The 23,640-nt window shown below is 55.7% G+C and carries 20 protein-coding genes, 1 other RNA gene and 4 pseudogenes; 14 read left to right on the forward strand and 11 right to left on the reverse strand.

Annotated elements, in window-relative coordinates; all coding sequences use genetic code 11:
* Positions 1 to 22 precede the first annotated feature (22 nt).
* The 4 genes from Q5705_09830 to amtB all read left to right on the forward strand — a co-directional run bounded on the left by Q5705_09830 (position 23) and on the right by amtB (position 5,467).
* Positions 23 to 1,786 (forward strand): SmdA family multidrug ABC transporter permease/ATP-binding protein, encoded by a 1,764-nt coding sequence (locus tag Q5705_09830; GenBank protein ID WLI78814.1) that lies wholly within the window; start codon positions 23 to 25, stop codon positions 1,784 to 1,786.
* The gene (locus tag Q5705_09835) at positions 1,779 to 3,557 is read left to right on the forward strand and encodes a SmdB family multidrug efflux ABC transporter permease/ATP-binding protein (GenBank protein WLI78815.1); all 1,779 of its coding nucleotides are present in this window, start codon (positions 1,779 to 1,781) and stop codon (positions 3,555 to 3,557) included. Before Q5705_09830 ends, Q5705_09835 begins: the two co-directional genes overlap by 8 nt.
* Positions 3,558 to 3,810: 253 nt before the next feature.
* Positions 3,811 to 4,149: a P-II family nitrogen regulator gene (gene glnK, locus Q5705_09840; GenBank protein ID WLI78816.1), complete on the forward strand. Its 339-nt coding sequence runs from the start codon at positions 3,811 to 3,813 to the stop codon at positions 4,147 to 4,149.
* A 31-nt stretch (positions 4,150 to 4,180) separates the two neighbouring features.
* Positions 4,181 to 5,467: an ammonium transporter AmtB gene (gene amtB, locus Q5705_09845; protein WLI78817.1), complete on the forward strand. Its 1,287-nt coding sequence runs from the start codon at positions 4,181 to 4,183 to the stop codon at positions 5,465 to 5,467.
* A 70-nt stretch (positions 5,468 to 5,537) separates the two neighbouring features.
* On the opposite strand, the gene tesB is transcribed toward amtB, so the two are convergent.
* Positions 5,538 to 6,398, reverse strand: a complete 861-nt coding sequence (gene tesB / locus Q5705_09850; protein WLI78818.1) for an acyl-CoA thioesterase II — start codon at positions 6,396 to 6,398, stop codon at positions 5,538 to 5,540.
* A gap of 216 nt (positions 6,399 to 6,614) precedes the next feature.
* Here tesB and Q5705_09855 point away from each other — a divergent pair, with 216 nt between their 5' ends.
* Positions 6,615 to 7,184, forward strand: coding sequence for a YbaY family lipoprotein (locus Q5705_09855; protein ID WLI78819.1), 570 nt, complete (start codon positions 6,615 to 6,617; stop codon positions 7,182 to 7,184).
* Positions 7,185 to 7,220: 36 nt separating this feature from the next.
* Here the strand turns inward: Q5705_09855 and Q5705_09860 are convergent.
* Positions 7,221 to 7,544, reverse strand: a pseudogene (locus Q5705_09860) (MGMT family protein).
* A 153-nt stretch (positions 7,545 to 7,697) separates the two neighbouring features.
* Between Q5705_09860 and ffs the strand changes: the two are divergent.
* Positions 7,698 to 7,794: signal recognition particle sRNA small type (gene ffs / locus Q5705_09865), an RNA gene on the forward strand.
* Positions 7,795 to 7,834: 40 nt separating this feature from the next.
* Here ffs and Q5705_09870 read toward each other — a convergent pair.
* Positions 7,835 to 9,256 (reverse strand): PLP-dependent aminotransferase family protein, encoded by a 1,422-nt coding sequence (locus Q5705_09870; GenBank protein ID WLI78820.1) that lies wholly within the window; start codon positions 9,254 to 9,256, stop codon positions 7,835 to 7,837.
* An 84-nt stretch (positions 9,257 to 9,340) separates the two neighbouring features.
* Between Q5705_09870 and Q5705_09875 the strand changes: the two genes are divergently transcribed.
* From Q5705_09875 to Q5705_09890, 4 genes are all read left to right on the forward strand, one after another.
* Positions 9,341 to 9,952 (forward strand): hypothetical protein, encoded by a 612-nt coding sequence (locus tag Q5705_09875; GenBank protein ID WLI78821.1) that lies wholly within the window; start codon positions 9,341 to 9,343, stop codon positions 9,950 to 9,952.
* A gap of 233 nt (positions 9,953 to 10,185) precedes the next feature.
* Positions 10,186 to 10,437: a hypothetical protein gene (locus tag Q5705_09880; GenBank protein WLI78822.1), complete on the forward strand. Its 252-nt coding sequence runs from the start codon at positions 10,186 to 10,188 to the stop codon at positions 10,435 to 10,437.
* A complete protein-coding gene (locus Q5705_09885; protein WLI78823.1) occupies positions 10,434 to 10,652 on the forward strand; it encodes a hypothetical protein in 219 nt (72 codons plus the stop codon). The genes Q5705_09880 and Q5705_09885 overlap by 4 nt, the downstream gene beginning before the upstream one ends.
* A gap of 282 nt (positions 10,653 to 10,934) precedes the next feature.
* A complete protein-coding gene (locus tag Q5705_09890) occupies positions 10,935 to 14,006 on the forward strand; it encodes a beta-galactosidase (protein WLI78824.1) in 3,072 nt (1,023 codons plus the stop codon).
* Between the two features lie 5 nt (positions 14,007 to 14,011).
* Here Q5705_09890 and Q5705_09895 read toward each other — a convergent pair whose 3' ends face one another.
* A complete protein-coding gene (locus Q5705_09895) occupies positions 14,012 to 14,557 on the reverse strand; it encodes a flavin reductase family protein (GenBank protein WLI78825.1) in 546 nt (181 codons plus the stop codon).
* A 28-nt stretch (positions 14,558 to 14,585) separates the two neighbouring features.
* A complete protein-coding gene (locus Q5705_09900) occupies positions 14,586 to 16,154 on the reverse strand; it encodes an EAL domain-containing protein (GenBank protein WLI78826.1) in 1,569 nt (522 codons plus the stop codon).
* Positions 16,155 to 16,252: 98 nt separating this feature from the next.
* Between Q5705_09900 and Q5705_09905 the strand changes: the two genes are divergently transcribed.
* Positions 16,253 to 16,969, forward strand: coding sequence for a GntR family transcriptional regulator (locus Q5705_09905; protein WLI78827.1), 717 nt, complete (start codon positions 16,253 to 16,255; stop codon positions 16,967 to 16,969).
* A gap of 1 nt (position 16,970) precedes the next feature.
* Here Q5705_09905 and Q5705_09910 read toward each other — a convergent pair whose 3' ends face one another.
* Positions 16,971 to 18,170: an enolase C-terminal domain-like protein gene (locus Q5705_09910; GenBank protein ID WLI78828.1), complete on the reverse strand. Its 1,200-nt coding sequence runs from the start codon at positions 18,168 to 18,170 to the stop codon at positions 16,971 to 16,973.
* 276 nt (positions 18,171 to 18,446) lie between these two features.
* Here Q5705_09910 and Q5705_09915 point away from each other — a divergent pair, with 276 nt between their 5' ends.
* On the forward strand, positions 18,447 to 19,817 hold the full coding sequence (locus Q5705_09915) for a PTS transporter subunit EIIC (protein WLI78829.1): 1,371 nt from the start codon (positions 18,447 to 18,449) through the stop codon (positions 19,815 to 19,817).
* A gap of 1 nt (position 19,818) precedes the next feature.
* Here Q5705_09915 and Q5705_09920 read toward each other — a convergent pair.
* The 4 genes and pseudogenes from Q5705_09920 to Q5705_09935 form a co-directional block, all read right to left on the reverse strand.
* Positions 19,819 to 20,391: pseudogene (locus tag Q5705_09920) on the reverse strand (methionine ABC transporter permease).
* A 237-nt stretch (positions 20,392 to 20,628) separates the two neighbouring features.
* Positions 20,629 to 20,844: pseudogene (locus Q5705_09925) on the reverse strand (ATP-binding cassette domain-containing protein).
* Positions 20,841 to 21,352: pseudogene (locus Q5705_09930) on the reverse strand (MetQ/NlpA family ABC transporter substrate-binding protein). Before Q5705_09930 ends, Q5705_09925 begins: the two co-directional pseudogenes overlap by 4 nt.
* A 24-nt stretch (positions 21,353 to 21,376) precedes the next feature.
* Entirely contained in the window at positions 21,377 to 22,405 is a 1,029-nt protein-coding gene (locus tag Q5705_09935) for an isopenicillin N synthase family oxygenase (GenBank protein ID WLI78830.1), read from the reverse strand.
* A gap of 261 nt (positions 22,406 to 22,666) precedes the next feature.
* Between Q5705_09935 and Q5705_09940 the strand changes: the two genes are divergently transcribed.
* Both Q5705_09940 and ykgO read left to right on the forward strand, forming a co-directional pair.
* Positions 22,667 to 22,927 (forward strand): type B 50S ribosomal protein L31, encoded by a 261-nt coding sequence (locus Q5705_09940; GenBank protein WLI78831.1) that lies wholly within the window; start codon positions 22,667 to 22,669, stop codon positions 22,925 to 22,927.
* Positions 22,928 to 22,930: 3 nt separating this feature from the next.
* The gene (gene ykgO / locus Q5705_09945; protein ID WLI78832.1) at positions 22,931 to 23,071 is read left to right on the forward strand and encodes a type B 50S ribosomal protein L36; all 141 of its coding nucleotides are present in this window, start codon (positions 22,931 to 22,933) and stop codon (positions 23,069 to 23,071) included.
* On the opposite strand, the gene Q5705_09950 is transcribed toward ykgO, so the two are convergent.
* Complete coding sequence (locus tag Q5705_09950; protein WLI78833.1) at positions 23,068 to 23,547, reverse strand: YlaC family protein; 480 nt, start codon at positions 23,545 to 23,547, stop codon at positions 23,068 to 23,070. The two genes, ykgO and Q5705_09950, sit on opposite strands and share 4 nt — an antisense overlap.
* Between the last annotated feature and the right edge of the window lie 93 nt (positions 23,548 to 23,640).

Raw genomic sequence — 23,640 nt, forward strand, 5'->3', positions numbered from 1 at the left:
AACACGTTCAGGATGTAACCGCGTGCGATTATTTGCTCAGTTAGGCTGGTATTTTCGTCGGGAATGGCAACGCTATCTCGGCGCGGTCGCCTTACTTATCATTATTGCCATCTTGCAGCTTATCCCGCCCAAAGTGGTGGGTATCGTTGTCGATGGCGTCACCCAAAAACACTTCACACACCAACAGGTGTGGATGTGGATTGCCGTACTGGTGGTCGTTGCGGTGGTCACCTATCTGCTGCGTTATGTCTGGCGCGTCTGGCTATTTGGTGCGTCATACCAGTTAGCTGTCGAACTGCGCGAAGATTTTTACCGCCAGCTTAGCCGCCAGCACCCGGAATTTTACCTGCGCCACCGCACCGGCGATTTAATGGCTCGCGCCACCAACGATGTTGATCGGGTGGTGTTTGCCGCCGGTGAAGGCGTCCTCACTCTGGTGGATTCGCTGGTGATGGGTTGCGTGGTGCTGATTGTGATGTCGACGCAAATCAGCTGGCAGCTCACGCTACTGTCGTTGTTACCGATGCCGATTATGGCGCTGGTTATCAAGCGTTACGGCGATCAACTGCATAGCCGTTTCAAAGCGGCGCAGGCGGCGTTCTCCTCGTTAAACGATCGCACCCAGGAGAGCATGACCAGCATCCGCATGATCAAAGCTTTTGGCCTGGAAGATCGCCAGTCGGCGCTGTTTGGCAGCGAAGCGGCAGACACCGGCGTGAAAAACATGCGCGTGGCGCGCGTTGATGCGCGTTTTGATCCGACCATTTATATCGCCATCGGCATGGCGAACATGCTGGCGATTGGCGGCGGCAGCTGGATGGTGGTGAACGGTACGCTGACCCTTGGCGAGCTAACCAGCTTTGCCATGTATCTGGGCCTGATGATTTGGCCGATGCTGGCGCTGGCGTGGATGTTTAACATCGTCGAGCGCGGTAGCGCCGCTTACAGCCGTATCCGCGATATGCTGGCGGAAGCGCCGGTGGTGAGCGATGGCAGCGAACCGGTGCCCGCTGAGCGCGGTACATTAGCTATCGCTATCCGCGAATTTACCTACCCGCAGACGCAAAGCTCGGTGCTCAATAACGTCAGCGCGACGCTCGCGCCCGGCCAGATGCTGGGCATTTGCGGCCCGACCGGGGCCGGGAAAAGTACCCTGTTGTCGTTAATTCAGCGCCATTTCGATGTCGAGAGCGGCGATATCCGTTTTCACGACATTCCGCTCACGCGCCTGAAACTGGATAGCTGGCGCAGCCGCCTGGCGGTGGTCAACCAGACGCCGTTCCTGTTTTCCGATACCGTAGGCAATAACATTGCCCTGGGCAAACCGGGCGCGACGCAAGACGAGATCGAGCATGTGGCGAAACTCGCCAGCGTGCATGACGATATTCTGCGTCTGCCGCAGGGGTATGACACCGAAGTGGGTGAGCGCGGCGTGATGCTCTCCGGCGGGCAAAAACAGCGCATTTCCATTGCCCGCGCGCTGCTGCTTAACGCCGAAATCCTGCTCCTTGATGATGCGTTATCCGCCGTGGACGGGCGCACCGAACATCAGATTTTGCATAACCTGCGCCAGTGGGGGGAAGGACGCACCGTCATTATCAGCGCGCATCGCCTGTCGGCGTTGACGGAAGCCAGTGAGATTATCGTTATGCAACATGGACATATCGCCCAGCGCGGCCAACATGAACAGCTTGCGCGCCAGCCCGGCTGGTATCGCGATATGTATCGCTATCAGCAACTGGAAGCGGCGCTGGATGATGTTCCACAGGAGGAGAGCGATGCGTAATTTCACTCGCCAGTGGCCGACGCTGAAACGCCTGCTGGTCTACGGAAAACCGTGGCGCAAACCGCTGAGCAAAGCGGTAGTCATGCTGTGGATCGCGGCGATTGCCGAAGTCTCCGGCCCGGCGCTGATCAGTTATTTCATCGATAACATGGTGGCAAAAAGTTACCTGCCGCTCGGCCTGGTCGCCGGGCTGGCGGCGGCTTATGTCGGCCTGCAACTGCTGGCGGCGGCGCTACATTACGCGCAAGCCTTGCTGTTTAACCAGGCGGCGGTCGGCGTGGTGCAGCAATTGCGCACCGATGTGATGGATGCCGCTTTGCGCCAGCCGCTGAGCGAGTTTGACACCCAACCGGTTGGGCAGATTATCTCCCGTGTGACCAACGATACCGAAGTGATCCGCGATCTTTACGTCACGGTGGTCGCCACCGTGCTGCGCAGCGCGGCGCTAATTGGCGCGATGCTGGTTGCTATGTTCAGCCTCGACTGGCGCATGGCGCTGGTGGCGATGGGTATCTTCCCGGCGGTATTGATTGTGATGCTGCTTTACCAGCGTTACAGCACGCCGATTGTGCGGCGCATGCGTGCCTATCTCGCTGATATTAATGATGGCTTTAATGAAATCATTAACGGCATGAGCGTTATTCAGCAGTTTCGCCAGCAGGCGCGCTTTGGCGAGCGCATGAGCGATGCCAGCCGCTCGCACTATCTGGCGCGGATGCAAACCCTGCGCCTCGACGGCTTCCTGCTGCGCCCGCTATTGAGTCTGTTCTCAGCGCTGGTGCTGTGCGGCCTGTTGATGCTGTTTGGTTTTTCCTCCGTCGGGACGGTGGAAGTCGGGGTGCTGTATGCCTTTATCAGCTATCTCGGCCGCCTGAATGAGCCGTTAATTGAACTGACGACGCAGCAATCCATGTTGCAGCAGGCGGTGGTTGCCGGTGAACGCGTCTTTGAATTGATGGATCGTCCGCGCCAGACCTACGGCTACGACGATACGCCGCTGCAAAGCGGGGCTATTGATATCGATAATGTCTCGTTTGCTTACCGTGAAGACCAACTGGTATTGCAGGATATCTCCTTGCAGGTTGCGCCCCGCAGCTTTGTCGCGCTGGTTGGGCATACCGGCAGCGGGAAAAGTACCCTCGCCAGTTTGTTAATGGGGTATTACCCGCTCACGAAAGGGGAGATCCGCCTCGATGGGCGTCCGCTCTCTGCGCTGGGGCATTCCGCGCTGCGTAAAGGCGTGGCGATGGTGCAGCAGGATCCGGTCGTGCTGGCGGACAGCTTCTTCGCCAACGTGACGCTGGGGCGTGATATCAGCGAAGAGCAGGTATGGCAGGCGCTGGAAACGGTGCAACTGGCGGATTTGGCCCGCACGATGAGCGACGGCATTTATACGCGGCTGGGCGAGCAGGGCAACAATCTCTCCGTTGGGCAGAAGCAGTTGCTGGCGCTGGCGCGTGTGCTGGTGGACGCGCCGCAAATTCTGATTCTTGATGAAGCGACGGCAAATATCGATTCCGGCACCGAGCAGGCAATCCAGCAGGCGCTGGCGGCGGTGCGTGAACACACCACGCTTGTGGTGATTGCGCACCGTTTGTCGACCATTGTTGAGGCAGAAACCATCCTGGTGCTGCATCGCGGCCAGGCCGTTGAGCGCGGTACGCATCAGCAATTGCTGGCGGCAAAAGGGCGCTACTTCCAGATGTATCAACTGCAACTGGCGGGCGAAGAACTGGCCGCCAGCGCGCGGGAAGAGTCGCTTATCGCGTAATGCACCAAAATTAAGCACGTAACCCACAGCAACCTCTGTTGGTGCAAAAATGTAACGCATCATGCACTGCCATGGTGCGTTTTTCTTTGTTGGGAACATTCCGAACGGCGGGGCAGAATTTTCCCGCCTCATTCCCTCCTTGTCCCGTCTCCTTAAGGCGCTGAAAACGTCTTTGTTTTCATTTTTGGCACACCGCTTGCAATACCTTCTGCGTGTTAGCTGCGGCCATTATCGAATTCGACTGGAGGGATTTATGAAGCTGGTTACCGTGGTGATTAAGCCATTCAAACTTGAAGATGTGCGTGAAGCGCTCTCTTCTATTGGTATTCAAGGGCTGACCGTGACTGAAGTGAAAGGCTTCGGGCGTCAGAAGGGTCATGCCGAGCTGTACCGCGGTGCGGAATATAGCGTCAATTTCCTGCCCAAAGTGAAAATTGATGTGGCGATCGCTGACGATCAGCTGGATGAGGTTATTGATGTCATCAGCAAAGCGGCCTACACCGGAAAGATTGGCGACGGCAAAATTTTCGTTGCCGAGCTGCAACGCGTCATTCGTATTCGTACCGGCGAAGCCGACGAAGCGGCACTGTAATACCTGGCACACAGTGATAGGGATTGGAACAATGAAAAACACAACATTAAAAGCAACGCTCGCAACACTTGCACTGCTGCCTGGCCTGGCGTTGGCTGCTCCCGCCGTCGCCGACAAAGCAGATAACGGTTTTATGATGATCTGCACCGCGCTGGTGCTGTTCATGACCATTCCGGGCATTGCGCTGTTTTATGGCGGCCTGATCCGCGGTAAAAACGTGCTTTCCATGCTGACGCAGGTTGCGGTGACCTTCGCATTGGTGTGCATCCTCTGGGTGGTGTATGGCTACTCGCTGGCGTTCGGCGAGGGCAACAGTTTCTTCGGTAGTTTCAACTGGGCGATGTTGAAAAACATCGAACTGACCGCCGTGATGGGCAGCATCTATCAATACATCCATGTCGCTTTCCAGGGCTCGTTTGCCTGCATTACCGTGGGCTTGATTGTGGGTGCGCTGGCTGAACGTATTCGCTTCTCTGCGGTATTGATTTTTGTGGTGGTGTGGCTGACGCTCTCTTATGTGCCGATTGCGCACATGGTCTGGGGCGGCGGTCTGCTGGCTGCGCACGGCGCGCTGGACTTCGCTGGCGGTACGGTTGTGCATATCAACGCCGCTGTCGCAGGCCTGGTGGGGGCATATCTGGTGGGCAAACGCGTCGGCTTTGGCAAAGAAGCGTTCAAACCGCATAACCTGCCGATGGTCTTTACTGGTACCGCAATCCTATATGTCGGCTGGTTTGGCTTTAACGCCGGTTCTGCCGGTTCCGCTAACGAAATCGCCGCGCTGGCCTTTGTGAATACCGTTGTGGCAACCGCTGCTGCTATCCTCGCCTGGGTGTTTGGCGAGTGGGCAATGCGCGGCAAACCGTCGCTGCTGGGTGCCTGTTCCGGCGCGATTGCGGGTCTGGTCGGTATTACCCCGGCGTGTGGTTATGTGGGTGTCGGCGGCGCGCTGATTGTTGGCCTGGTGGCGGGTCTGGCGGGGTTGTGGGGTGTCACGGCGCTGAAACGTATGCTGCGCGTTGACGACCCGTGTGATGTATTCGGTGTGCACGGCGTGTGCGGGATTGTCGGCTGTATCCTGACTGGTATCTTCGCTGCGACTTCGCTGGGTGGTGTCGGCTACGCAGAAGGCGTGACCATGGGTCATCAGCTGCTGGTGCAACTGGAAAGTATCGCTGTCACTATCGTCTGGTCCGGCGTTGTGGCCTTTATCGGCTACAAACTGGCTGACATGACAGTGGGTCTGCGTGTACCGGAAGATCAAGAGCGTGAAGGCCTGGACGTCAACAGCCACGGCGAAAACGCTTACAATGCCTGAATGAGTTAAGTTATCTCCTGAGCCTGAAAAAGCCTCCCGTTCTGGAGGCTTTTCTTTTTTGCATCGGCGCTTAATTGCGATTGCGCATCACCCCTTCCTGCACGCTGGAGGCGACCAGGATGCCGTCCTGAGTGTAGAACTCACCACGCACAAACCCGCGCGCGCTGGAGGCTGAGGTGCTTTCCACGCTGTAGAGCAGCCATTCATTCATGTTGAACGGGCGGTGGAACCACATCGAGTGGTCAATCGTTGCTACCTGCATGCCACGCTCAAGGAACCCGACGCCGTGCGGCTGCAAAGCCACCGGCAGGAAGTTAAAGTCCGACGCGTAACCCAGCAGGTACTGATGAATGCGAAAATCGTCTTCCACTTCGCCATTGGCGCGGATCCACACCTGGCGCACCGGATCGGCAACATGGCCTTTCAGTGGGTTATGGAATTCAACCGGGCGGATCTCCAGCGGTTTATCGCTGAGGAATTTCTCTTTCACGCCGGGCGGCAGCAGGTGCGAGAGATCGCGGGCAATGTCGGTTTCCGATTTCAGTGAATCCGGCGCGGGCGCGGCGGGCATGGGTTTTTGATGCTCATAACCCGACTCCGGTGCCTGGAACGAGGCGGTCATATAAAAAATCGGTTTGCCATTCTGGATTGCCGCCACGCGACGGGCGCTGAAACTGTTGCCATCGCGCAGCACTTCCACGTCGTAGATAATCGGTTTCTCGCTGTCGCCGGGGCGCAGGAAGTAGCTATGAAAGGAGTGAACCAGACGGTCGGTGGGCACGGTCTCTTTGGCGGCATACAGCGCCTGGCCCACTACCTGGCCGCCAAAGACCTGGCGCAGTCCTAAATCTTCGCTCTGCCCACGAAACAGACCCTCTTCAATTTTTTCCAGATTCAATAATGCCAGCAGATTAGATAGCGCCTGACTCATAGATTCCCTCAAATAAATTACGGCTGACCGGGTGATTTATCGCATGAGTATAACCTGGAAAAAGGAGTGGTCCGATGGGTGCAATAATCTGAATGAAACGGTGTTTACAGGAATATATCGGGCATCTGTGCCACACTTGTTCAGGTTACGATGGTTTAGCCACACACATCTGGCAGGCGCTACGCCTGCTGGTGCATTGAAGATAAGGAGAAATCAATGAAACTCGTGCACATGTTAAGTGGTTTAGCAGTCGCGGTCGCGTTATCGGCCTGCGCCCAAAAAGGCAGCGATATTCCAACGCCTGCACCCAACCCGAATGCGCCTGCGGCAACGAATAAAGCTGCGATTACCCAACCGAGCGTTACCGGTACGGTCTGGATCCGCCAGAAAGTGGCGCTGCCGCCTGATGCGGTATTGACCGTGACAGTTTCTGATGCTTCCCAGGCTGACGCGCCGTCGAAAGTGCTGGCGCAGAAAGCGGTTCGCACGGAAGGTAAACAGCCTCCGTACAGCTTTGTGCTGCCATTTAACCCGGCTGACGTCCAGCCGAACGCCCGTATTCTGCTGAGTGCGGCGATCACGGTTGATAACAAAATCGTCTTTATTACCGATACGGTTAAGCCGGTTATCAACCAGGGCGGAACCAAAGTTGACCTGACGCTGGTGCCGGTACAGCAAACCGCTGTCCCGCTGCAACAGAGCAGTGGCGCGGCAACGACAGTGCCGTCGACCTCTCCGACGCAGGTCACGCCGTCTAACGCCACACCGGCTCCGACGCAGTACTAATGTGATAGCGCTCCTCTCCTGTCCGGGGAGGAGCCGTTAATAAATCCAGCGGTAATGTTGTAAATCAATTTGCCCACTTCCCGACACCACCACACCTTCTGCCAGCAACGCCTGACGTTGACGCTGTAAATCCGGCCCGGTCAGTGAAATGCAGCCGTGACGATTGACGACGCGATGCCACGGTAACGTGCTGCCCTCGGGTAAACGTTTGAGTACGCCGCCAACCTGCCGCGCTGCCCGCGGCGATCCGGCCAGTTTTGCTACATCGCCATAGGTGGTGACATAGCCTTCCGGTATGGCGGCAACGATTTGCCAGACCCGTTGGGGAAAAGAATCCTGAGTATCCATAACCTTGTCCTGAAGAGGGAAGGGGCAGCATAAACAGCGTTTCGTCTGCTGTGAAGGGGCAATTGCGCAAGAAACCAGCATCCGTCCGGACGCGGCTTGCAATTGCCATGCTGGATAGGGATAATGCGCCAGCGCGTTGGTTATCAACGCTCTCAATGGGGGCTCTGTTGGTTCTCCCGCAACACTACTCTGTTCACCAGGTCAGGTCCGGAAGGAAGCAGCCAGGGCAGATGACGTGTGTGCCGGGATGTAGCTGGCAGGGCCCCCACCCATTTGTATTTCCCTCCGTTTCCCCATAGCCCCTACACCACGCTGCGTTTTGGCGGCGGTTGCGTTTGATGAAGCGCCATCCACAAGGGTTTTAAGCGCAGCAGCGCATCTTCCAGCGCGGCGGATTCCAGCGCAAAGGGAATGCGTAAGTAGCGATCAAATGCGCCAGAAAGGCCAAAGCGCGTACCGGTTCCCAAATGAATGCCGATAGATTCGGCGCGGGCAGCAAACTGTGTCGCCAGCATATCGGGCAGTTCTATCCAGTACGACAGGCCGCCTTGCGGCGTGCAAAAACGCCAGTCAGGGAAATGCTCGCGCATTAACATGCCGCAGTGGTCACGACGCGCTTTTAGCATCGCTCTGCGCGCCGGTAAAAACGTATGGGCGTTTTCCATCAACCACTGTGTCGCCAGTTGCTCCAGCAGCGGCGAACCCAGATCGAGGGTATCGCGCGTCTGGGCGAGCGTGGCAATGGTGCGTGATGATGCGCGGATCCACCCCAAACGCAGCCCGCCCCAGAAGGTTTTCCCCGCCGAACCGAGAGTTATCACCGAACCTGGTGAATCGAATGCCGCCAGCGGCGGTGGCGGGGGATTTTCGTACCACAGATCGACCATTGTTTCATCCACCACTAATGTCGTGCGCGTGCGGGCGGCAATCGCGGCAATGGTTTCCCGCGTGGTGCTGTCCATACAACGCCCGGTAGGATTGTGAAAATCCGGCATCAGATAAGCAAGGCGCGGCGCAGTCTGCGCAAGCGTGGCGGCAAAGCCGTCGGTGTCCCAGCCCGTTTGCGGTAGCGATACACCTACCGGCCTGCACGACGCGCCCTGAATCGCGGCAACCGCCAGCGGATAAGTGGGGTGATCGACCACCACGCGATCGCCGGGGCCGGTCAACATCCGTAGCACCAGCGCCAGCCCGCTCAGCGCACCATTCACCACCATCACTTCATCGGCGCGGGTCGGCAACCCGCGGGTGGTGTAACGCGCAGCAATCGCTTCGCGCAGCGCCAGCACGCCAGTCTGGCCGTAACCGGTGTGCGATAAATAATGAGTCATTGAGGTCAGCGCATGGGTATATGCCTGATGGATTTCCGGCCCGGCGCTCAGGGCGGCGGTGGAGAGATCCAGTGACGTACCGGCCGTGCTGAGCGTTGGAATGGCACGGCTGTCCGGCAAGATCACCCGCGAACCGCTCCCGTGGCGGCTTTCGAGATAACCTTCGTCACGCAGATGCGCCAGCGCGCTGGCAACAGTCGTGCGGCTAACTTCCAGCGTTGCAGCCAGTTCCCGCTCACCCGGCAGGCGCGTATCGAGTGCCAGCCTGCCATCCAGGATCAGCAGACGCAGGGCGTCAGCAAGTTGACGCCACAGCGGCGTACGGGACGCGGTTTGCTGCCAGTGGCCTAACAGGCGCTGCAAAGACTGGCTACCGAAGCGACGAGATGACATAAGCGGTCCACTATCTGAAAACTGGACATTAATCATAAGTCCATTTGCGGTAATGATGAAAGCCTGCCCAACCGGAGAAGAAGAATGCTACGTCGATTGCTGCAACTTTATGTGGGCTTAGCCCTGTACGGTGTTTCTACCGCGATGTTTGTCCGTGCAGATCTGGGCGCCGATCCGTGGAACGTGTTTCATCTTGGTGTGGCGAAATTGCTGTCGTGGGATATCGGCACGGTGATGATCGTCACCGGCGCGCTGGTGTTACTCTTCTGGATCCCGCTGCGCCAGCGGCCAGGGCTTGGCACGTTCAGCAATGTGGTGGTGATTGGTCTTGCCGCCGACGCGGCGCTGTCGGTGATCCCAACCCTTGATGCGCTGGCTGGTCGCAGTGTGTTGCTGGTGTGCGCCGTGGTGGTGAATGCCATTGCTACCGGCATGTATATTGGCGCAGGTTTTGGTGCCGGGCCGCGCGACGGGCTGATGACCGGGGTTCACGCGCGTACCGGCTGGTCGGTGCGCAGTATTCGCACGGCTATCGAGCTGTCGGTGCTGCTGATTGGCTGGCTCCTCGGCGGGACATTTGGTATCGGCACCGTGCTGTATGCGTTAACCATTGGCCCACTGATCCAGCTTTGCCTGCCGTGGTTTCGCCATAAGCCACGACTAAAGCCTGAATCGCAAGTCAAACCCATCAGCTAGAATGTGCGGCGGCCTTTCCGGCTGCCGATTATTTTTCTCCAAATAAGTACTTTCTTATCTTTAATATTAATTTGTCATTTAATTGAAATATTAATTTAATCTTTTTGTCATATTTTTAAGGCAGATTAATTGTGGGGTATTTTACGTTGTTATATTTTTGAAATATATTTGTGGATCGACTTCTTAAGTTCGTGTATTAATTAGCGTGTTTATTCACACCAGAAGGGATAATCATGACCAGTGCTGTATTAAACGTAAAAATTGATGAAGCGCTAAAAGAGAAACTTCGTCATTACGCCGAAGTGAACAATGATAATTTAGGTACGGCAACACAGAAACTGCTACTGCTGGCGTTCGAAGCGGTAGAAGAGGCGGGCGTATCGGAAGAAGACATTGATAATCAGCATACTGAAGAAGAGAGCACCGCTCCGTTTACGTCTAAAGAAATCAAGGCACTACGCAAACTTCTGAAGAAGAAAAAATGAACCAACAACTGCTATCAACAGCCCATAGCTACTGTGAAGCCTGCGAGATGTTGCGTTCAGGCTTTGTCAAACAAGTACGTCTGGACTGGAATATCGGCACGGATGAGTTCTTTCGCATTGCATCGGATTGGTGCGACGCTGGCGCGAAAATTAAAAAAGAAGGGAACAGCTTTATTATTTCATTAAAAGGTTTTCCAATTCCCCGCCAGCAGTAATCTGTTTGTCATGAAACTTTCATTTTAATTGCAAGCAAAACTGTGATGATGGTTTGATAATAAAAAACATACCATCTCAAAACCCCATTATGGATGATGTTTGCGGCGAGCCACTTATGGCTCGCCGTGATTTCTTTTTTCTGCCCAATAACCTCTCCTCGCCAGTCAAAATCACAACGCCGCTTTCGTGAGGCGCTCACAGGCAGCGGACCGTGAACCGGGTATACTGCTTAAAAACCGTCGTCGCCTGGAAAACGCGGCAATAAAACAAAAGAGGTTATTATGTCCTGCGCATTAGGTTCGTTACTCTCCCGCCGCGACTGGGAAAACCCGGTTCTTACCCACTGGCATCGCTTAGCGGCTCATGCCCCGATGCGTAGCTGGCGTGACGAAACGAGCGCCCGTGATGATGCGCCATCGCCGTCGTATCGCCTGCTGAATGGTATCTGGCGTTTTAACTTTTTTGCGTCACCGGAGGCGGTGCCGGAAAGCTGGCTTGAGACGGATTGCGCAGACGCTGTTGATATGCCGGTTCCGTCAAACTGGCAGATGCAGGGTTTTGATACGCCGATTTATACCAACGTAACCTACCCGATCCCGGTTAATCCGCCGTTTGTCCCACAGGAAAACCCGACCGGTTGTTACTCGCTCACATTTGAAATGAGTGACGCGGCGCTGGCGCAGGGGCAAACGCGCATTGTGTTTGATGGCGTTAACGCGGCGTTTTATCTGTGGTGCAACGGCCAGTGGATTGGTTATTCGCAGGATAGCCGTTTACCGGCGGAGTTCGACCTGAGCGCGGTACTGAAACCCGGCACAAACCGCCTGGCGGTGATGGTGCTGCGCTGGTGCGACGGCAGCTATCTGGAAGATCAGGATATGTGGCGCATGAGCGGTATCTTCCGCGATGTCTCGTTACAACATAAGCCCACCACGCAGATTGCCGATTACCATTTCACTACCGATCTCAACGCGGAATTGACCCACGCTCAGTTGCAGCTAAATGTACAACTGGCGGGGGAATTTGCCGGTTGCCGCCTCAACGCTGCTTTGTGGCGCAACGGTGAAAAGGTGGCAACGGCGGAGCAGTCGCCGGGCAGCGAGGTGGTGGATGAACGCGGCAACTGGGCGGAACGTCTGAGCATTACGATGCCGATTGCCGCTCCGGCATTGTGGAGTGCGGAAACGCCGCATTTATACCGCCTGACCTTAACCCTGCGGGATGCGCAGGATCGGCTGCTGGAAGTGGAGGCTTGCGACGTTGGTTTCCGCAACGTTGAAATCAGTAACGGTTTATTGAAACTGAACGGCAAACCGCTGCTCATCCGCGGCGTGAACCGTCATGAACATCATCCGCAAACCGGCCAGGTGGTTGATGAAGCGACGATGCGCCGCGATATCGAACTGATGAAACAGCACAATTTCAATGCCGTGCGTTGCTCGCATTATCCCAACCATCCTTTGTGGTATCGCCTGTGTGACCAGTACGGGCTGTATGTGGTGGACGAGGCCAATATTGAAACCCACGGCATGGTGCCGATGAGCCGTTTAGCAGACGATCCGCGCTGGTTTGCGGCGATGAGTGAGCGCGTCACGCGCATGGTGCAGCGCGATCGCAACCATCCGTCGGTCATCATCTGGTCGCTGGGTAATGAATCCGGGCATGGTGCAAATCACGACGCGCTTTATCGCTGGCTGAAGACTACCGATTCCACGCGCCCGGTGCAGTACGAAGGCGGCGGGGCCAATACCGCAGCGACGGATATCGTCTGCCCGATGTATGCCCGCGTCGATCAGGATCAGCCTTTTCCGGCGGTGCCGAAATGGTCGATTAAAAAATGGATCGGCCTGCCGGAGGAATCCCGCCCGCTGATTTTGTGCGAATACGCCCATGCGATGGGCAACAGTTTTGGTGGTTTCGCTAAATACTGGGAAGCGTTTCGCGCGGCTCCGCGTCTGCAAGGCGGTTTTGTCTGGGACTGGGTTGATCAGGCATTGAGCAAAACCGATGCGCACGGGCAGACATTCTGGGCCTATGGCGGTGATTTTGGCGACACGCCAAACGACCGGCAGTTTTGTATGAACGGGCTGGTATTCCCGGATCGCACGCCGCATCCGGCTTTATATGAAGCCCAGCGCGCCCAGCAGTTTTTCCAGTTCAGCCTGCTCAGCACCACGCCGCTGGTGATTGAAGCGCAGAGCGAATATTTGTTTCGCAGTAGCGATAATGAACTGTTGCGCTGGCGCGTTGAGCGCGATGGCGAGTTGCTGGCGCAGGGCGAGGTCGTGCTGGCGATTGCTCCGCAGGGTAAACAGCGTATTGAACTGACCTTGCCTGAATTTTCCGCAGTACCCGGTGAAGTCTGGCTGAACGTCGAGGTTTACCAACGCGCGGCGACACGCTGGTCGCCGGACAATCACCTCTGCGCCTGGGATCAGTGGCGTTTACCCAGCCCGCTCTTTGTTGCCCCGCGTACGGCGCAGGGGGTTCGCCCGGCATTGCAGGAAAGCGAGCAGGCGTATGTGGTGAGCCTGCATAACCAGCGCTGGCAGTTTTGCCGGCGCAGCGGCCACCTGGTGCAGTGGTGGCGTGATGATCAACCGACCCTGCTAACGCCCGTAACGGACTGCTTTGCCCGTGCGCCGCTGGATAACGACATCGGTATCAGCGAAGTGACGCGCATCGATCCCAACGCCTGGGTAGAGCGCTGGAAGGCGGCAGGAATGTACGATCTGCAAGCGGAATTGCTCTGGTGCGAGGCGCAGGAGCACACCCACGAAATTGAAATTCACACCGCTCATCGCTGGCTGGGCGCAGGCAAAACCGGTTTTATCAGCCATAAAATCTGGCGTATCGACAGCGAAGGAACCTTGCAGGGCGATATCGAGGTGCAGATAGCGACAGATATTCCCTCCCCGGCACGGATCGGGCTAGTTTGCCAGTTAGCCGGGGTGAATGCGCAAGTAAGCTGGCTCGGTCTTGGGCCGCATGAAAACTACCCGGATCGCAAACTGGCGGCGCGTCAGGGGTTATGGACGCAACCTCTTGACGCGCTGCATACGCCGTACATTTTCCCCGGTGAAAATGGCCTGCGCTGCGATACGCGCTCGCTGCGTTACGGCACACATCGCCTCGACGGAAAATTCCATTTCTCGCTCGGGCGTTATAGCGACACGCAATTAAGGGAAACAACGCACCACCACCTGCTGCGTGAAGAAGCCGGATGCTGGCTGCATCTGGACGCGTTTCATATGGGCGTCGGCGGTGATGACTCCTGGAGCCCAGGCGTTTCGCCGGAGTTTATCCTCACGGAGGAAACGGTGCGTTATCGCTTCTGTTGGCGGCAGGCCTGAGAGCGTCAGGAGACTTTGGTGAACAGCGTCTTGCGCTCAATAACCTCCCCATCGGTGCGGAATACGCCATCGCCGGTGTAGTGCAAGGTTTGCGGCCATTCGGGTTGGGGGTTGACCCGCGCGGCAACCACTTCAAAAATAAAGAAGTTGTAGTTTTTCACCATCGCGTCGTCATAAATCCGGCACTCAAACTGGCCGAAACACTCTTTGATCGACGGCGCGGTGATTTTTTCGCTTTTCTCTGCGGTCAGGCCAAATTCGGCAAACTTATCGACATCAATGCCGGTGCAATTACCAATCCGCGCGACGGTGTCGACCATGCTTGCCTCCGGCAGATTAATCACGCACTCGCCGCTTTGCCGGATGCGCTCAAAACTGGCGTTGCCAGCAGAAATCATGCAGCCGATAAGCGACGGCGAGAACTCCAGAATGGTGTGCCAACCTAAGGTCATAATATTATTTTGCCCTTGCCAGTGGCTGCTGATGAGCACCACCGGGCCAGGCTCCAGCCAGTGACGGACATCGTGCAGCGGCCAGGATTGCTTTTTCATTATGCGTCCTCCGCGTGTTGAACCTTTTCTAACCGTAGCAAACTTCGCGCAGGTTATTTTCTGCCCAACGCACAAACTCGTCAGGCGGCAACGCTTTGCTGTACAGCCAGCCCTGACCATATTCCACGCCGTAATGGGTTAACCACTGCACCTGGCCTTCGGTTTCGATGCCTTCAGCGACCATCGCTAAGCGCAGCGCTTTTGCCATGTCGATAATGTGTGGCGTCACGGTTTTGTGCTCCAGCGCATCGACAAAGGATTTATCGATTTTGATGATGTCGACGTCCAGGTTTTGCAAATAGCTCAGGCTGCAATAGCCGGTACCAAAATCATCGATATAGATAGCGTGTCCCGCCGCGCGCAGTGTGGCGATGGCCGGGCCGCTAACCGCCGGATCGGCAAAACCACGTTCGGTGATTTCAAGGGCGATTTGCGCAGGCGAAAGTTGCCACTCGGCAAGTAACCGCGCCAGCAGGGCGGGCAGCGCCGGATCGAGCAGATCAGAAGGCTCAAGGTTAATGGAGATATGTTGTTCCGGGTGGCGTTGTAACCACGGCCCCATGGTGGCAAACACGGTCTCAACCACCAGCCTGGTCAGTTGCGGCATCAATCCTCTGTGCACCGCCAGCGGAATAAACGTGTCCGGGGCCAGCCAACTGCCATCTTTTTGCTGCCAGCGTGCCAGCGCCTCGGCACCGACCATCTGCCCGCTTCCCAGCGCGACAATCGGTTGATAAAAAACGGTAATTTCGCGCCGCTGAATAGCATCCTGCAACTGCGCGTGCGGCGATTGCAGGCGGCGCAAGACCCGCAGCAGCGCAACGGCGATAAGCACGCTGATTATCAGGCTGAGCGGCAGCCAGATCATCAGCAGGTGGTGCCAGCTTTTCTCCAGCAGGGCGAGCGGCGCCCAGGTGACGATCGCCAGCCCCATCCCGATGTCGCGCTGGACAACATACGCCATTCCTTCGTCCACGATTGTTGTCGGCCCGTCGGGCGTGATTTGCGCCAGTATCTGCGGTGACAGGCCGGTGTTACTCGCGATCCGCAAGTGGGTTTTGAGGCTGATTAGTGCCACGTTTTTCGGCGAGGTGCTAAACGACACCACATCAATAAAGGATTGCGGATCGACAACCACCGCATGATGTTCGCTGCCGATGGCTACCATGTATTGCGAGAAGCCCAGTTCGTTATGGCGCATTAACCACGCGTTAAATCCGTCGGCGGTGATTTGTTCAGCCTGTTGAAACGGGGGAACAGGGGTGTCGGCGGTCAGGGAAGAGCACAGCGGCTGTTGGCCATTGAGATAAAAAACGTCGCGGACATAGCGCCAGGAATACGAGATGCGGCGCATTGTCAGCAAATGCGCTGGCGTACAGGGCGTGCCACGGTAACTGTCCAGTTCGCGCAGCGCCGCTTTGCTCTGATTTACCACGCGCTGGGTGCGCATGCTGGCTAGGGCGGCGTACCTTTGCAGGCCATTCATAAATGTTTCTTCAGCCAGGCGGTGTGTCAGCCAGATGCTCAAGGCCAGTGGCAAAATAACAGCCAGTGCCAGAACGGCGGTAATCAGGCTCACCAATCGTCGGTTGGTCATCACCAAAAATCCTTCTTTGATACTGATAAACGTAGAGTATCTTTACCCGGCTGATGTTATAACACGCGGCAATGGTTGTTTTCTTTCGGGATTGATGAATGAAGAAAAAAGAGTTCGTCACGCAGGATTTGCTAAGCAAAATTTATCAAATCGACGCGCCCGGCCCGCGCAAACTTCCTCCAGAACGACAACTGGCGCAGGAGTATGGCGTTTCGCGTTTTACCATCCGCCAGGCGCTGGAAAAACTGGCCAGCATCGGCGTGGTGCGCATTGTGCAAGGATCCGGCATCTGGATTAACGAACAGGCGCGCAACAATCCGCTGGTCTACAACTCGATCACCGAAAAGCGGTTTGATCAGATCCGTTTTCGCATGATAAGCCTGCATAAAAAGCGCCCGGACAGGGATGAACAACAGATCTTTGGCCTGCATGCAGAGAGCTTTATCTGGCAGTTTTGCCGTCTGCGTTTTGTTGACGAACAGGCGGTACAAATTGAGATTTCCCGCATGCCGGTGGACGGTTTTGCCGACCTTAATCAGCAGGTAATCGAGCGTTCGTTACAGCAGTATGTGTTAAGCAAGGGCTACCGGATTTCTCACCTGCTCACCACCTACCGCGCGGTAAATGTCAGCCGCGAGCAGGCGGCGCTACTGGGCTGTAAAAAGGGCAGCCCGGCGATGCATATCAGTAACCGCGGCATTCTTGAAGGCGGGCAGGTGTATGAGATAAGCGACATTATTGATATCAACTATACCTGCACCTATGTGATCCCGCATAACCGCGAAAACCTGACTTTCCGCCAGGGCGGCAGTTAAGTTACGGCGTATGCATTGTGCCGTCGGCAAGACGGCTTTGCGTCCATTCATGCGGGCGATAAATGCCGGGAAACGCTCGCGCCTGCGCCTCATCAAAACCGACGCCAATACCCGGTTTCTCCGACGCATAGACAAAACCCGCTTTAACAACCGGAGCGCCGGGGAAAACAGCATCGGTGCTGGCTGAGCGCGCAATGTACTCCTGAATCGCCGCGTTATGCAGATGAATATTAAGATGTGTATTCACCGCCACACCAATCGGCGTCATATCCCCAGGCCCGTGCCACGCCAGCCGCACACCGAATGCCTGGCAGAGAACAGCCAGCTTGAGCGCGGGCGTAATACCGCCAATTTGCGAAATATGGCAGCGGATAAAATCGATACGGCGGTTAACAATGAGATCGTGCCATTCAGCCGGGTTATTAAACAGCTCGCCCATTGCCAGCGGCGCGCTGCTGTGCTGGCGCACCTGCTCCAGCCACGCGCTTTGCGACGGCGGGAGAATATCTTCGATAAAGTAGGGCTGGTACGCCTCCAGTTGTTTCGCCAGTTGCACCGCCTGCTGCGGGAAGAGGCGTTCGTGGACATCGTGCAGAATGTGTAGCTCATCGTCATATTTTTCGCGCAGGGCTTTAAACATCGCCACAGTGTTGCGCATATATGCCTGCTGATCGAAATAGGTGCCAGAGGTTGGGTTTTCCGGCGTATGCAGCTGCGCGGGCGTGCCGCCATAAAAACCGAGCTGGCAGCGAATATGGCGATAACCTTGTGTAATCAGAGCATCGACTGAGGTAAACAACTCCGCCAGCGTTTCGCCGCTGGCATGACTGTAGGCGGCGATGGCATCGCGGGATTTCCCGCCGAGTAACTGGTAGAGCGGCATATTCGCCAACTGGCCTTTAATATCCCACAGCGCCATATCGATGCCGGACATGGCGTTATTCATGATCGGGCCGTTACGCCAGTAGGCGTTGACGTTCATCATTTGCCACAGGTCTTCAATATGGTTGGCATCGCGGCCGATCAACAGCGGTTTCAGGTACTCATCGACCAGCGTTTTTACCGCCAGCGGCCGCTGCTGAAAGGTCGCGCAGCCGTGCCCCGTCACGCCTTTATCCGTTGTTACGCGCACCACCACCAGGTTGTGGCGATCGGGGCGGGTAATAAAACAGTCGATATTCTGAATAAGCGTTGGCGTCACAGAAACTCCTTACAGCGGGATATAAACGAGGAATGGCTATTATCTTCGCCCTAATTTTGGCGAAAGGTAAACGCTTTTTTGGAATAAAATTTTTGGTCAGTTATTGCCTTTGTTTTTAATTAAAAAGCATACCAATTTAAGATTTGACGCCCTTTGGTATGCTTTGTGACGGTAAATTGTGACGGGTTTCATATTTTATTGGTTTGTTTTGCGTAACGCATTTATCTACCCTTGATGGCAATGATTAAAACGACAACACATCCGGCAGGAGTTTTTATGGGGACGCAAGAAGCCATCAGCAATATTATTCGCCTGGTTGGCGGGCGGGATAATATTCATAATGTCTGGCACTGCATGACGCGCTTACGTTTCTCACTAATTGACGACGATAAAGTCGAACAGGGTGAAATCAAAAAATTGCCGGGCGTGTTGGGCGCGCAACTGCAAAGCGATCAATTCCAGATTGTGATTGGCCCGCAGGTGGAAACCTGGTACGAGCAACTGCTTGCCATGCTGGGGCAAACCCACGCTGCGCCCGCAGAGCAGGGGAAGACGCGCAAAAGCCTGGTGTCGCTGTTTATGGATACCGTTTCCGGTGTGTTTGGGCCGATTGTGCCCGCCATTGCCGGGGCCGGGATGATCAAAGGGTTGCTCGCCGGTCTTATCGCCTTACAAGTGGTGTCGGCGAAAAGTGATACGGTGATGGTTATCGACTTGATTGCCAGCGGCGTGTTCTATTTTCTGCCGTTTTTCCTTGCGGTTTCGGCGGCAAAAATATTCAAGACCAATGAATACCTGGCGGCAGCGGTGGCTGCTTGCCTGATGTACCCTTCGCTGATTGAGGCGGCAAAAGCGCTGGCAACCCATCAGGAAGGGGCGGTCAGCGCTATCTGGCTGCTGAACGCCATCCCGGTGTCGGTATTTAACTACTCCGCCAGCGTGATTCCGGTGATCTTCTCGGTGCTGGCGCTCAGCTTTATTCATCGCTGGGTTGATCGCATCATGCCGGATGTGCTGAAAACCGTTTTTACCCCGACGCTGACGTTGTTTCTTGGCGCGCTGGCGGCACTGGTGATTATTGGCCCGATTGGTATCTGGCTCGGCAAAGGGTTGGCGCTGTTTATTGAAGGGTTATTTGGTATTTCCGCCAGCTTTGCCGGGTTGGTGGTCGGCGCAATTCGCCCGGTGGCGATCCTCACCGGTATGCACCACGCCATGACGCCGATTGCGCTGCAAAACTTCAGCGACCGCGGTTATGACATGCTGATGCCGATGATGTTTATGGCCAATATGGCGATTGCCGGGGCGACGTTTGCTGTCTGGCGTATCAGCAAAAATCGGCAGGATAAAACCGTGACGCTCTCGGCGGCGATCTCTGCGCTGCTGGGCATTACGGAACCGGCACTGTTTGGCGTACTGACGCGCTACAAAAAAGCGTTTATCGCCGCCACCGTCGCCAGTTCCCTGGCCTCGGCCTTTATCGCCTTCTTTGGCGTGCGGCTGTATGGCTATATTTTGTCGAGCATTTTCAGCTTGCCCGCCTATATTGGCCCGTACTTTATCTTTGCCGTCTCCGGCGTAGCGATTGCGCTGGTGCTGTCATTTATCCTCACCACTTTGTTGGTGGCAAAAGAGACGCAGGAATAAATTAACGTCGGTGCGCCAGGCGGCGCACCAGACGATCGCCCGCCATTTGCACCCCTTGTACCAGCGCCACCAGAATCACCACCGTGCCTGCCATGATTTGATCATTAAAGCGCTGGTAACCGTAGCGAATTGCTAAATCGCCCAGACCGCCGCCGCCGATAACACCAGCCATCGATGAGAAGCCAATCAACATCACAATGGTCAGCGTAATACTCGCCAGCAGGGAAGGGAGCGCTTCGGGCAGCAGCGCTTTGCCAATCACATGCCAGAGATTGCCGCCCATCGACAAAATGGCCTCAATGCGCCCGTAATCCACTTCATCCAGCGCGTTTTCCGTCAGCCGCGCGAAGAACGGAAACGCGCCGATGGTGACCGGAACGACCGCGGCGGTACTGCCCAGGGTGGTGCCAATCAGCAGGCGGGTAAAGGGGATTAGCGCAATCAACAGCACGATAAACGGTAGCGAGCGGCCAAAATTAATCACCGCGCCGAGCAGCGCATTAAGTTTTGGCATCGGTGCCAGCCCGTTGCCACGGGAAATAAACAACAACACGCCGACCGGCAGACCAATCAGCTCGCCGTTTTCCAGCAGAGCAGCGTGATCGCAGAGCGTTTTCACCACTTCAAGCTCGTGGGTAATCAGCACGATGGTCAGTTGCAGTTTCTGGTTGATATCGACCAGCAGTTCGAGCACCGAGGCGGTGGTTTCTGGATCCAGCGCGCTGGTGGCTTCATCGCACAGCAGCACATCCGGCTTTGTCGCCAGCGCGCGGGCAATGCCGACGCGCAGGCGATGCGCGCGCAAGGCGGCTTTATCCAGTTGGGTAATGTCGTTGCCGTTCACGATGATGCGGCCCGCAGTGGGCCGCTCCAGCAAGTTAAGGCAGCGGATCAGCGTACTTTTGCCCGCACCGCTGCGCCCGAGAATGCCGTAAATCGCCCCTTTCGGTACGCTCAGCGACACCGCGTTTAACGCCGGTTGGCCTGCTCCGGCGTAGTGTTTGCTCAGCCCTTCAATCTCAATCATGACTGCGGCGCGACCGGGATCACCGAGCCGTTATATTGCTTGCGGATAAACTCCGCGACCTGCGGCGAGGTCAGATCTTTCGCCAGTTCTTTGATCCGCGGATCGTTAGCAAGCTGCGGGTTGGTGACCAGAATATTGGCGTACGGATTATGATTAGCGCAGCGCATCTTTGGCTATTTGTGCGAGTAGATCCCGAGCGGTTCGATATGCACCGTTGCTGCTACGGCAAAGGTTTTGCCCAGCGCTTTTTCCTGATCTTTCAGATACGGCACATGCGGAAATAGTTGGCGTCCACATCGCCATTTGCCAGTAATTCATTGGCATTTGCGCCGCTGGTGAGCTCAACAACGTGCAGATCCAGTTTTGGGTCGATTTTCTTGATGTAGTTAAGGATCTCCGCATGCGGAACCGGGTCGGCGGCCACGCGTAGCGCCTGGGCTTGCGCGGACATTGAGGCCAGTGAAAGAGACAGTGCTACCCCTGCCAGAGTCAAAGCGGCATGTTTCATGATGTTTTTCCTGTGTTGTTATGGTCAGACGATCAATTGCTCAGTGTAGTTACGCAGCACATCGCGGTAATAGCGTTCCGCCACGTCCGGATGGGAGCGCAGGCGTCCTTTCAGGTAGTTCCAGCCGACATCGCGCAGTAATGGGTTTTGCGGATCGCTTTCCGGCCCGTGCGCGTCTTGCGCCAGTTCTGCCGGAAGGGTGTAGACAGGCACAACGGCATCAAGCTGTGCGCCGAGGAAGAACGCAATGGAGAGCCGCTGCTGCCCGGCGGGAGGAGAAACCACGCGGTGAACCGTGGCGCGTAAATAGCCGTTGGTTGCCAGCTCCAGCAATTCGCCAATATTGACCACAAAACTGCCAGCGAGCGGGGTGGCATCAAGCCAGCGACCCGGTTTAACTTCCACCTGCAAACCTTTTTGCTCGTCCTGCAATAAGAAGCTGAGTAAGCCGGAATCTTTATGTGCGCCAACGCCTTGCGTACTCTGCGTGGTTTGCTGGCCGGGATAGCGGATCAGCTTGATATGCTCGTTAGGTTTTTCGCCATACAGCGCATCAAAGGCATCGGCGGACAGATGCAGCGCTTCGGCAAAGGCGCGCAGCAGTGTCAGAGCCATTGATGTCATCGCGCGTTGCCAGGCGAGCAGGACAGGTTTTAGCGTTGGCAGGGCGTCCGGCCACAGGTTTGGCCCCTGTAAGCGCCGCCAGCGGGGATCGCTGTCGCTCAGCAGTAACGTCGGGCGCTCAGCGCCGATATCAAACTGTTCGCGCCAGTCGGGTTGCCCACGGGTGATTTCCGAGGCCGCGCGGTTGTAACCGCGAAAATGCGGCGAGTGGATCATCGCCACTTGCTGTTTTTGCGTATCAGACAAGGCAAAAAAACGGCGGGCTTCATGCTGAACCGCAGATTGCAGTGCGTCATCGACGCCGTGATTCACCAGGTAAAAAAAGCCAATGTCGCGTGCGGCATGGCGCAGGTCGGCAAGAAAAGCGGCGCGTTCAGCGTTGTTGGTATAACGGGCGAGATCGAGGATCGGTAATGTGGTGGCGTTCATTGTTTTCTCCGCAAACGGTCAAAAAAGGGCGTCTGTTCAGGCTCAGGGTTTGGGGGCAACAACAACGCATGGCTTTATCCTCTTTGGTGATTTCAGGTAGCTTGCCTGACACACAATGAATGAACCAATAACGGTTTTTTCTAATTTATGACCGGGCAGGATCATGTGCTTTTGCAAAAAACGCATAACGCGGGGCGCTTGTAATGTCGAAATAACTCCGATAGAATTTTGTTATGTTATAACAAAACAATCGAGTTAATTATGAAATCAGATATCCATCCGTACTACCGCACCGTGGTGTTTCACGACACCAGCGCTAACGAATATTTCAAAGTGGGTTCGACCATCAAAACGGATCGCGAAATCGAACTGGAAGGCGTGACTTATCCCTATGTCACTATCGAGGTATCGTCCGCTTCGCACCCGCATTACACCGGCAAGCAGAAAGTGATTGCTAACGAAGGTAGCGCAGCGCGTTTCCAGCAGCGCTATGGCCGTTTTTTTAGTGATAAAAAGGAGTAACTCATGCAGGTGTTAAATTCTCTGCGCAGCGCAAAGCAACGCCACCCTGACTGCCAAATCGTCAAGCGCAAGGGGCGTTTATATGTGATCTGTAAATCTAACCCGCGTTTTAAAGCGGTGCAGGGTAAAAAGAAAAGACGCTAAACGGCTGATTGTTGAGCGGCGGGGCGAGTGAGCGTAAAGACGTCATAAAACGACAGCTCGCCTTTTCGCTCTATCATTTTTTGCAGTTGCGCCTTCTGCTCTGCATCTACCTGCGGTGAATGAAGGATGGCGTCGATCAAGCCTGACGGCACATAACGCGTGTTGTACCATTCGCCGTTGTAGCAGACGCGGAAATCAAGCACGTCGATATCTTCATAGTGATAGCGCGGGTAGACATCAAAAAAGAAAAAGCCATTCAGGACGATAAACAGCACCACCAGCAGCCAGACGGAGCCGATGAGGGTTTCTGATTGCAGCATGACCGCCAGGGTTGCAAACCAGGCCAGATACATGCCGACAAACAGGCCCGGATGGTTGCGAATAAAACTGATGCTGAAACGCGGACGGTTATCCCGTTTTTCGCGTTGGTTAATCTCTTCAATTGTTTCGGTGAGCAGCCGCTGTATTTCTGTCATCTTAGGCCTTTGCTGGAACTGTTTTGCAGGTGGACACGCTATTTTAAGTTGCCACTATATGTGAAAAAAGTAACAGTTCCGCCACAAAAAAAG

The organism is Kosakonia sp. H02 (genome assembly GCA_030704225.1).
Taxonomy (GTDB): Bacteria; Pseudomonadota; Gammaproteobacteria; order Enterobacterales; family Enterobacteriaceae; genus Kosakonia.

Bases quoted from the DNA above. Each gene is read 5' to 3' on its own strand.
- Q5705_09835 (WLI78815.1), top strand. From the start codon at position 1,779: ATGCGTAATTTCACTCGCCAGTGGCCGACGCTGAAACGCCTGCTGGTC.
- glnK (WLI78816.1), top strand. From the start codon at position 3,811: ATGAAGCTGGTTACCGTGGTGATTAAGCCATTCAAACTTGAAGATGTG.
- amtB (WLI78817.1), top strand. From the start codon at position 4,181: ATGAAAAACACAACATTAAAAGCAACGCTCGCAACACTTGCACTGCTG.
- tesB (WLI78818.1), bottom strand. From the start codon at position 6,398: ATGAGTCAGGCGCTATCTAATCTGCTGGCATTATTGAATCTGGAAAAA.
- Q5705_09855 (WLI78819.1), top strand. From the start codon at position 6,615: ATGAAACTCGTGCACATGTTAAGTGGTTTAGCAGTCGCGGTCGCGTTA.
- Q5705_09870 (WLI78820.1), bottom strand. From the start codon at position 9,256: ATGTCATCTCGTCGCTTCGGTAGCCAGTCTTTGCAGCGCCTGTTAGGC.
- Q5705_09875 (WLI78821.1), top strand. From the start codon at position 9,341: ATGCTACGTCGATTGCTGCAACTTTATGTGGGCTTAGCCCTGTACGGT.
- Q5705_09880 (WLI78822.1), top strand. From the start codon at position 10,186: ATGACCAGTGCTGTATTAAACGTAAAAATTGATGAAGCGCTAAAAGAG.
- Q5705_09885 (WLI78823.1), top strand. From the start codon at position 10,434: ATGAACCAACAACTGCTATCAACAGCCCATAGCTACTGTGAAGCCTGC.
- Q5705_09890 (WLI78824.1), top strand. From the start codon at position 10,935: ATGTCCTGCGCATTAGGTTCGTTACTCTCCCGCCGCGACTGGGAAAAC.
- Q5705_09895 (WLI78825.1), bottom strand. From the start codon at position 14,557: ATGAAAAAGCAATCCTGGCCGCTGCACGATGTCCGTCACTGGCTGGAG.
- Q5705_09900 (WLI78826.1), bottom strand. From the start codon at position 16,154: ATGACCAACCGACGATTGGTGAGCCTGATTACCGCCGTTCTGGCACTG.
- Q5705_09905 (WLI78827.1), top strand. From the start codon at position 16,253: ATGAAGAAAAAAGAGTTCGTCACGCAGGATTTGCTAAGCAAAATTTAT.
- Q5705_09915 (WLI78829.1), top strand. From the start codon at position 18,447: ATGGGGACGCAAGAAGCCATCAGCAATATTATTCGCCTGGTTGGCGGG.
- Q5705_09935 (WLI78830.1), bottom strand. From the start codon at position 22,405: ATGAACGCCACCACATTACCGATCCTCGATCTCGCCCGTTATACCAAC.
- Q5705_09940 (WLI78831.1), top strand. From the start codon at position 22,667: ATGAAATCAGATATCCATCCGTACTACCGCACCGTGGTGTTTCACGAC.
- ykgO (WLI78832.1), top strand. From the start codon at position 22,931: ATGCAGGTGTTAAATTCTCTGCGCAGCGCAAAGCAACGCCACCCTGAC.
- Q5705_09950 (WLI78833.1), bottom strand. From the start codon at position 23,547: ATGACAGAAATACAGCGGCTGCTCACCGAAACAATTGAAGAGATTAAC.